Genomic DNA, 8727 nt, shown 5'->3' on the forward strand with positions numbered 1-8727 from the left:
CCACGCCGATAGTACACCGGCGCATGATCCCGTGTTGCGCTCCACGTTTTCACGCTGCGTCTTTTTCCGCCATACAGCATCACTGCCGTCCTTTGATTTCAGCCGTTTAAGCGCAATCGCGGCTTATGGCGCGAGGACTCACCCGCGCACTCCTTGGTCTCCTGAACGTCTGCAATCGCAGCTCCTGGCATGTTCTTTCGTTCCCCTTGCTGACTGTGCAGGTCCAGCATATCGGTACTAAAAAGTATACAGCCCCTGGGCTTAAACTGCTTACTCGCCACATCGAAGGTTAGGGTCTGGGTGTTGCTCTTGGGCAGCTTGACAGTCTGAAGGCAATCTGCTCTGGAGATAAGGAGTGGACTTACGTCCATGGCTGGGATGGCTGGACTCGAACCAGCGGATGTGGGAGTCATTTGTCATATCCGATTGCATCCAGTTGAGCAATCGCTTGACACCAGGGCGTTCAGTGGCAATCAGCAAATTGCAATAATCGACCCACATCTCCTGGATACTTCGGTCAGGTCCTTCCTTCTTCTTGATGGAAAACATAAAGCGCTTCTCCTTTCATTTTAATTGTGGCGGCGCATAGATTATGCGCCGCCACTAGCATCGGATTGCTCATTAGAACGGCAGTTCTCCGTCGTCGTCGTTGATTTCGACGAATCCGCTCGTATTGGAACTCTGATTGTATCCATAGCTGGGAGCGGACGCAGATTGCTCGCCGCTGTTTTCGCCGCCATTTCCTCCGCCGTTTCCGCCGTCATCCAACTGACAATTTGCGTTAGCCCGCTCGACCTTATCGTCGAACACATGATCGCGGGCAAAAATGGAAACGTTTCCGATGGCCGAATACTTCTTCCCGTCCTTTCCCTGGTAGATGCTGAGCTCTCCAGAACACAGGATGTTGGCCTTGAAGTCCAAGGTCGGATCACCCATGAGCTGATAGAGTCCCATGGTGTTCCGATCCATGGTTACCGGCACGTAGAGCCTGCCATTAAACAGCTCTACGCCGTTGGCACTGAGAATCTCGGCGAAGGTTTTGTTGGCTCCATCGTAGTAGATCGGGCTGACAGGGTATCCCTTTTCAGATTTTTTGTCATCCGGGGCAATAACCAGCGTTGCCCGCACCTGCTTGAAGGTCTTCCCGTTTTTCGTGCTGCGCTGCACGATGGTAAATGGTTTTCCTCCGTCTTTGGGAAAGTGCAGTCCACCACAGAAGGTCCCAAGAAGGCGGACATTGCCGTTTTCCTGCTTGGCGGCACGGGTTACGTTGATCCGGTTGGTGAAGGTGTTGTCAGACATTGTGTTCTCCTTTCTGTGTAAAAAGATTACTCTAACAGATCATTAAAGAATAAGCCAACGGCACGCATTTCCTCCCCAAATGTGTACCCTTGGCCTTGCGATGTGTTTATATAGTTCTTTAATGATGATACTATTTTACCATGTAATTTTATAATGGTCAAATCAAGGGGGCAGGGATTAGGGTGGCTACCCGTCCCTGCCCCTCGGGCCGAAGTATCAATTTCTCTCGGCAACTATTATAACTGTAGTTCTAATATTTGCTGGGCAGGATGAAAGTATCACATCAGGAAGTTTTGGCAAAACCGGGCCAACATGGTGGCAGTCTCTGCACGAGTCGCTGTGCCGGTGGGAGACAGCGTATAAGAGCTGGTACCGGCTATGATACCGTTGGCATATGCCCAACTCATGGCGGTAACAGCATAGCCGGAGATACGAGGATAGTCGATAAAGCGGCTGCTGATGTCACTGTCAGAGCTGGTGTCCATGCTCCGGTATTGCGCATACCGGTACAGGATGCTCGCCAGTTGTTCCCGTGTAATAGGATCATCGGCATGGAACAATCCATCGCTATACCCAGTTACAATCCCCGTCTGGGCAGCCCAGGTGGCTGCATCACCATACCAGGTGTAAGGGCTAACATCCGCAAATGTATTGGTACTGGATACACTGGGGGAGCCAGCCAGGCAGTACAGTATGGTGACAAGCATCCCCCGGGTGGTGATCTCATTGGGAGAAAAGGCCGTGGCTGTGGTCCCGGTAATAAGACCGTTCCAATCCATAAATCGGACAGAATCATAGAACCAGTCGTTAGTTGTAACATCCGAATACGGGTTGATCCAGGAGCCAGGGAACTGGAGCGCAATACCGGGTTCAAACTCCACCCGCAGCTCGTGGTCCGTTATTACGGCTTTGAAGTTAAAGCCCTCATCCACGGACACCGGCACGTCATCCACATACACTTGGGCAATGTGATAGCCGGGATCTGGGGTGATGTAGAAATATTGGTCTTCACCGCGATCTACGCTGATTACCCCATCACTATACGGGGACACTGTGCCGCCATCTGAGACAGAGACCTGGATGTCGTACTCATCCTTGATTTCGGAAGTCTTGGCAAACAAAACATACAACGCATGGTCATCGGACATGTCTTTGAACGTGTAGGTTTTGGAGTTTCCGACGTATTCGTCATCCACATAGACGCCAAGGACTCCGTAGCCGGAGTTGGGGGTAAACGTAAAAGTCTTGGAACTGCCAGCGGATACGGTGGTCGTGGCTGTGCTCGGGGTGATCCGGCCGCCGGAACTGCACTCCGCCGTGACATTGTAACTGCTGCGGGTGAACTCCACATAAATGCTGTGGGCTCCACGCACGTTGCTGAAGGTGTAAGAACTGGGCTTCGTGCTTAGCTTCTCACCATCCACATATACCGCACTAATCTTATAGCCAGAGTCAGGTTTAAATGTGAAGGTCTTGGAGGTCCCCTGTGTTACCCATACGGAACCTTCCGGGGAGATGGTGCCGCCGGTGCCGCAGTCCGCCGTGACCTCGTACCCATTGCGGGCAAATTCCACATAAATGCTGTGGGCTTCACGCACATTGCTGAAGGTATAAGAACTGGGCGTGGTGCTCAGTTTTTTGTTGTCCACGTAGACTGCATCCACTTTATAGCCAGAATTAGGTTTGAACGTGAAGGTCTTGGAGGTCCCTTGTGTCACCCACACGGAGCCTTCCGGGGAAATGGTGCCGCCGGTGCCGCAATCCGCCGTGACTTCATAGCTGCTGCGGGTAAATTCTACATAAATACTATGGGATTCACGGATGTTGCTGAACGTGTAGGTACTGGGCTTCGTGCTCAGTTTCTCGCCATCCACATAAACCGCATCAACCTTATAGCCAGAGTTGGGTTTAAACGTGAAGGTCTTGGAGGTCCCCCGCGCAACCCATACGGACCCCTCCGGGGAGATGGTACCGTTGGAGCCGGATGAGGTATTCAGCCGATGTTGGAGCGTGTCACTGGGGACAAACTCCGCATAAATTCTGTGGTCAGCATATATATTGCTGAAGGTGTAGCGCTCCATAGCCCCTACATCCTTGCCGTCCACATAAATGGCAGCAACTTCATACCCAGAATAAGGCACCGCCCGGAAGGTTTGGCTGTCGCCGCCATCAACACTGATAGTGCCGGACGGAGTAATGTATCCGCCGGAGCTACAGCTTGCCTCAATATCATACTGGCCATACTGTCCGCTGGTACGGGCAAAATCCACATACAGGGTATGGTTGTCAGATACGTCATAGAAGGTATAACTGCTCCGGCTTCCAACATCCTTTCCGTCTACATACACGGCCAAGACCCTATAACCAGAATTGGGGCTGAAGCGGAAGGTCTGGTAATCTCCATCATCCACATAGACTCGACCGGTGGGAGAAACGCTGCCGCCGGTGCTGGAATCAACGTCAATGATGTGAGTCTGGGAGTCGACATCTGTGTATGTCAGCAGCCCTCTGATGATGGTAATGGTGTCCAGACGGGCGTATTCCTGCCGGATTTCCTCAATGGTGTGCCTGGGCATAATATTCTTCCTCCTTGCAAAATGATGTTTTGAATATAAAAACAGCCCTCCATTATTAAAATGGTGTGGGCTGGATCTTGAATCTATATAGTTCTTTATTTTTATTTATTATACCATAATAATCTATTTAGGTCAAATCCACAAAAGAAAAGGAGCCACCCCGGCAGGGTGACTCCTTGTGCAGTTTGTAGCTTGGTCTGGTGTTGGCGCAGGACACCTGCGCTGGACGCGATTCGCAAGTTCTTCAGTTCCCGAGTTCCTGACATCTCAGGCACCTATATTCTTGAACCGCTGGTTTGGTGATCCGCTCTCTTCTTTTAACTCACAATGAAAAGCGGGCCCGTCATGTCACGACAGGCCCGCTTGAATTACAATTTCTTGTGGTGACTCAGGCATTCCAGTATTGGTTGACCTTTTGGGCTGCAACATCGTAAGAAAACCCGAAACGATTCATGATGATACTTATGGCTTTCTCGATGGTGTTGCCACAATCCTTGCAGGTTATCACTGCGGACTTGATTGCCTCCTCCTTCGCGTATTCTTTCGCATATTCTTTCGCATATTCTTTCGCGTATTCTTTCGCATATTCTTCCATGACTTCACACATGGTCGAGATTCCCCCTTCCGTATGCTTGATCTCGTATACCTCCTGTTTGATAGCCGGGAATTTTGGATTGCTCGGCTCTTTCTCCTGAAAACACCGCATCAAGGCGGCGATATCCGTTCCGTCATCAATCTGGGCATTGACGAAAATTTCACTCAGGCCGTCGTCAATGATATCTCCAGTCTCACGAATGGTCTTTTGGATGTGGTAGGTAGTCTTCCCCAGCTTGAGAAAATCATGCTGAGAAATATATACGACGATGACATCCGGGACATTCCTGAATTTTTTGCCAGGGTCTGTCGTGCTAGTCGTGACGCAGGCAGCATGATATCTCGCCCGGCGCAAGTGGTCGTCATCGTCGGCGCGTTGTACTTCTACGTTGCAAAGTTGGCCGTTTCTCAAACGGCAAAGGCAGTCAAGCCGAACGGACCGGCCCAGAAGGTTGCGGATGCTGTTCTGGGGAACGACCGTCAGTACCACGAGCTCAGGGTCCTCCAAAATGGTTTGGAGGATTTCTTCGCAAACGCTCATTTTTCGGACGAGAACTTCAAAAAACACATCATCAATCGGCCGAAGTTTCTGGATGCATTTTTTCTTTTGTTCAAGGCTATCCGCAAAGTTCTGCGGCGTTGGAAATGTGCTGCTCATTCGCATCACCCCCCACCTAGCAGCAGTCGAAGGGGGCTTTGCCCCGCTCCACAGTCTCACCACGGAAACAGTGTCCACAATACTGCCAGATGCCGTTCGGCCACTCCCCGGCAACTTTTTTGAACGTAGCGTAGGTAGCCCGCAGAGTTCCTGTCTCTGGGTCCTCTCGGTGTGAGTAGGGCTCACCCATCTGGGAACACTGGCTGGTCATGTGGGCAGGCGGAAGGCAGTTTATAGCATTGTTAACGACAGCCTGATCCACATAGTCACCGATTTGGACCTTCTGGTAGTCGAAGGTTTCCTCGGTCCAGACTTCTTTTCTTTCGTAGAGCATGAAGCACCTCTCATATTTTCATTATACAGGTCAGTGTGAGCTTGTCAATATATATGTGGGCCGCAGCAGTCCTCAGCAGCAGCTCATGGTGTTCGGGCTGCCGTCATGCGCAGTTCATCGCATGACGGGCAGCATCTCCCTCCTTTCTTGTGCGGCATACTGGTGCCGTTATCAGCTCTCAATAGGCTTCAGTTCAAAAAGGTATTCAAGTTGCCGATCCTTGCTCAGGAGACAGCTTTTGACACTCCCCCCGGCTTTAGCCGTGGGGAGTGTCAAATGTCGGAAAATTCCGGGTGAACGACCCTGGATTCGCAGTGCGTCCTGTGGCATTTGGTGCAATAGCCGTTGTCATCGAAGTCGCAGGCCCTTTCCGGCGCAATGCAGACTTCGGGAAGGCAGATGCGGTAATTCGCAGGCACAGTGGGTGTTGGAATCACCGGCTGGTAAATCTGATACACCCCGTACTTGGCAGCTCGTTCCGCGAAGGATCGCATGGCCTCGATGCTGCCATCTGTCAGGTTCACCTTGGTCACGGCCCCTTCTGTGTACTCCAGCAGCTCCGGCCGGTTATCATGAGTCGTGGACAAGCCTTCGGGCTGTTCAGGCATCTCATCCAAAGGGATGGAGACATAGGAGAGATAGATTTCCGCCTGGTCTCCGAACTGCTCTTTCAGAAACTTGAAGGGCAGCTCATCAGGGAAATTAAAGTCTAAAATGGTCCATTGCATTTTCAAAGACCTCCTTTGCATTAACAAAAAATTACTTTTTAATCTTTTCGAGTCCTTCCCGTTTTTTGTAGTAATCGAGAGCCGTCAAAATAGTCTCCATTGTTTCTTCTGACCAACAGCGAATTTTGAACTGCTTCCGCACTTCATTTTTATCTACCAATTTGTCATCCATATGTCTGATGCTGCTTTCAAAAAGAGCAATAAACTCTTTTGCCCTTTCAATTCGCGGAAGAAAGGCGTTATTATATTGGTGAACCGTCAGGTAATCGGTGTCATCCGCAGCATCTTGGACTGCCGGTAGAGACTTATCCTCATAAATCTCTCCCGGACTGCGCACACCGCAGCAATACTGCCAGCAACAGCAGGGAATCTCGGTCGGAGCCGCCGGTACGGACTCGATGACTTCCAGCACCTTGTCCCGGCTGTATCCGCTTTCGCTTCCATATTCAGGGCCGTAGTCAGCGATGATGTCGGTGTCGGCATTGGCAAACGCCGCGATCAGTTTGTCCTTTTCGACATACAGGACCGGGGGCTGCGTCTTTTTCTTTTCCATGGTAGTCCCCCTTAAAAGACTTCGATCAGGGGCCGAGTGCCCTGCCGGTCGGTGTAGACTCGGTACTTCAAGGCCAGGTCGCCTCTGACATTCTTGTCGAAGATGAGCTCCTGGCTGCCGTCATCAGACATTTTCCGGCGGTTATGCCAGACGTACTCATACTGAGGTGTCAGTACCCGCATGGTCTCCCCAAAGCTGATATCGGGGTTTTCCTGGAATGCCTTTTCCACCTCCCGGAGCTTGTTCAGCTCCTGATTGGTCATTGGGCGGTAGCCCGGCCGAAACACGGACAGGATACCGTCTTGGAACTCGAAATGGGACGCCCGGCGAATCTGTAACTGGGACACTTCGCCCGGGGAACCAGGGACCTCCAGGTCAAACCCGTACTCCCAAGACCGCACCGCAACGATCTTGCGGATGCCAAGCAGCCGGGTGGGCACCGTTTCGATTTCCTCCCTGGTCCCATGCTCAAGGTCAACTCCGAACCGCCAGATTAGCTTCAGGTAGAGATCCTGCTTCATTGCGAGCCTCCGAAACTCAGAGTACTTCATTGCTTTTCTCCTTTCAGTTTTATGTGTATATATAAAAACAGCCGCACTCACTGAGAAATATCAATGAGTCTGGCCGTATTCTTAGCTTCCGTACTTGCATCATAGTTCTTTAATTTATGATATATTATACCACGTTATTCCAACAAGGTCAAATTCAGTCCAGATGTGGGCATCTGAAGGCTATCCTTTTCAGGGCGCAAAAAAGGAAAATGGGCGCGGATATGTCCGCGCCCATTTTCCCTATACACACAAATCACCAGGAGGAGAAAAGGAGATCCCCATCGCCTACAGTTCATCTCAGCGGTCATCTGCCCCAAGGGCCCCTTTTCAGGGACAGGTACCAGCCGCAAGCAGCTCCAGAGTTATGGGAGCCCGGCCAAGAACCTAAGGGGGCATACGATCACACCTTCAGATGAACGGCGACGGTATTCCTCAAGGGAGTTCCCCTATCTGGAACGTATATATTATACCACATATTTGCCAAGAAAGCAACTCATTTTTAGTGATCTACCTGGCTCAAAAGATGTCGAGCCGGTAGTGATAGGGGTCGATGGTTTCCGCCGTGATATAGAACCGGCCAGTCGGCCGGACCGGGTCTCCGTCCCGCAGAAACCACCAGCTCATCATCGTTCTGCGCCACGACATGACAGCCAGCTTTGAGGACAGCAATCGAATCTGGCATCTCCGTGAAGAGGACATATTGCTTGGAGCGGTGTGCATGTGTGCATCGGACCGCAGCTCTGGCTTCATTCAGATGCAGGCTGAATCGTCTGGACGGGGAACTCATAGTATTGCCTCCTTGGGTTCTTAGGTGCTCAAGTGCTCAGGTTATCAGGTTACTTCTTCCCTGTCCACCCTGCCGCAACCACCGGACAATCAGGGTTCTTGGTCTTGCGGCAGTAGAAGTTCTGGTATCCCTTCTTGCAGATACCATAGGTTGGGATGTTCTCAGGGCAGCATTTGCAGACCTCATACATCCGCCGGACAGGCATTCTTCTTGTCTGACCGCCCACGGATTAACGCACCTCGTCGTGCATTGGGCTGCCGCAGTAACCGGCTCAATGGTTCCATGTGTTTTTCCATACCCCTGATAATGCTCCCAGCAGCTATTCTGGTAGAATACACCTTGGTTTGTGTTAACTCTGCCGGACGGAGTTACGTTTTTCACAATCGCAACCTTTACCCCGTCCCAAACCTTCAGAATGACTCTATCACCAGGCTTCAACGCCATGGCCCAGGCCTTCCATTCTTCTCGATTCATCTTTTTTTATCGTTCATAGAAGTGTGCCCAGATCATCTTTCGCCTCTTATGGGCTTCTAAATAATGTCTACTGAACAACCGCCAATTTTTTCTGGGGCCAGAAAATGACGAGCAAACCTGCAAGCAGGCACAAAAGGGCGCACTGAATCCTGCGGAGATTCAGCACCAGA

General features: G+C 51.1%; 7 protein-coding genes. All 7 read right to left on the bottom strand.

The annotated features are described in order from the left end of the window. Positions 1 to 270 precede the first annotated feature (270 nt). The gene (locus tag H6B51_RS15145; protein ID WP_204884479.1) at positions 271 to 549 is read right to left on the bottom strand and encodes a hypothetical protein; all 279 of its coding nucleotides are present in this window, start codon (positions 547 to 549) and stop codon (positions 271 to 273) included. Positions 550 to 621: 72 nt separating this feature from the next. Continuing rightward, positions 622 to 1302: a hypothetical protein gene (locus H6B51_RS15150; protein WP_204884480.1), complete on the bottom strand. Its 681-nt coding sequence runs from the start codon at positions 1300 to 1302 to the stop codon at positions 622 to 624. A gap of 278 nt (positions 1303 to 1580) precedes the next feature. Further along, the gene (locus H6B51_RS15155) at positions 1581 to 3878 is read right to left on the bottom strand and encodes an S-layer homology domain-containing protein (protein ID WP_204884481.1); all 2298 of its coding nucleotides are present in this window, start codon (positions 3876 to 3878) and stop codon (positions 1581 to 1583) included. Between the two features lie 388 nt (positions 3879 to 4266). After that, positions 4267 to 5130, bottom strand: coding sequence for a PD-(D/E)XK nuclease family transposase (locus H6B51_RS15160; RefSeq protein ID WP_204884482.1), 864 nt, complete (start codon positions 5128 to 5130; stop codon positions 4267 to 4269). Between the two features lie 606 nt (positions 5131 to 5736). Further along, entirely contained in the window at positions 5737 to 6192 is a 456-nt protein-coding gene (locus tag H6B51_RS15165) for a hypothetical protein (protein ID WP_204884483.1), read from the bottom strand. A 31-nt stretch (positions 6193 to 6223) separates the two neighbouring features. Next, a complete protein-coding gene (locus H6B51_RS15170; protein ID WP_204884484.1) occupies positions 6224 to 6745 on the bottom strand; it encodes a hypothetical protein in 522 nt (173 codons plus the stop codon). A gap of 11 nt (positions 6746 to 6756) precedes the next feature. Then, positions 6757 to 7266, bottom strand: a complete 510-nt coding sequence (locus H6B51_RS15175; protein WP_204884485.1) for a hypothetical protein — start codon at positions 7264 to 7266, stop codon at positions 6757 to 6759. Between the last annotated feature and the right edge of the window lie 1461 nt (positions 7267 to 8727).

It is taken from the genome of Pseudoflavonifractor phocaeensis (assembly GCF_016901955.1).
Classification (GTDB): domain Bacteria; phylum Bacillota; class Clostridia; order Oscillospirales; family Oscillospiraceae; genus Flavonifractor; species Flavonifractor phocaeensis_A.

What these genes read in the sequence shown, in the direction of transcription:
- H6B51_RS15145 (WP_204884479.1), bottom strand. Translation starts at nt 549, where the DNA reads ATGTTTTCCATCAAGAAGAAGGAAGGACCTGACCGAAGTATCCAGGAG.
- H6B51_RS15150 (WP_204884480.1), bottom strand. Translation starts at nt 1,302, where the DNA reads ATGTCTGACAACACCTTCACCAACCGGATCAACGTAACCCGTGCCGCC.
- H6B51_RS15155 (WP_204884481.1), bottom strand. Translation starts at nt 3,878, where the DNA reads ATGCCCAGGCACACCATTGAGGAAATCCGGCAGGAATACGCCCGTCTG.
- H6B51_RS15160 (WP_204884482.1), bottom strand. Translation starts at nt 5,130, where the DNA reads ATGAGCAGCACATTTCCAACGCCGCAGAACTTTGCGGATAGCCTTGAA.
- H6B51_RS15165 (WP_204884483.1), bottom strand. Translation starts at nt 6,192, where the DNA reads ATGCAATGGACCATTTTAGACTTTAATTTCCCTGATGAGCTGCCCTTC.
- H6B51_RS15170 (WP_204884484.1), bottom strand. Translation starts at nt 6,745, where the DNA reads ATGGAAAAGAAAAAGACGCAGCCCCCGGTCCTGTATGTCGAAAAGGAC.
- H6B51_RS15175 (WP_204884485.1), bottom strand. Translation starts at nt 7,266, where the DNA reads ATGAAGCAGGATCTCTACCTGAAGCTAATCTGGCGGTTCGGAGTTGAC.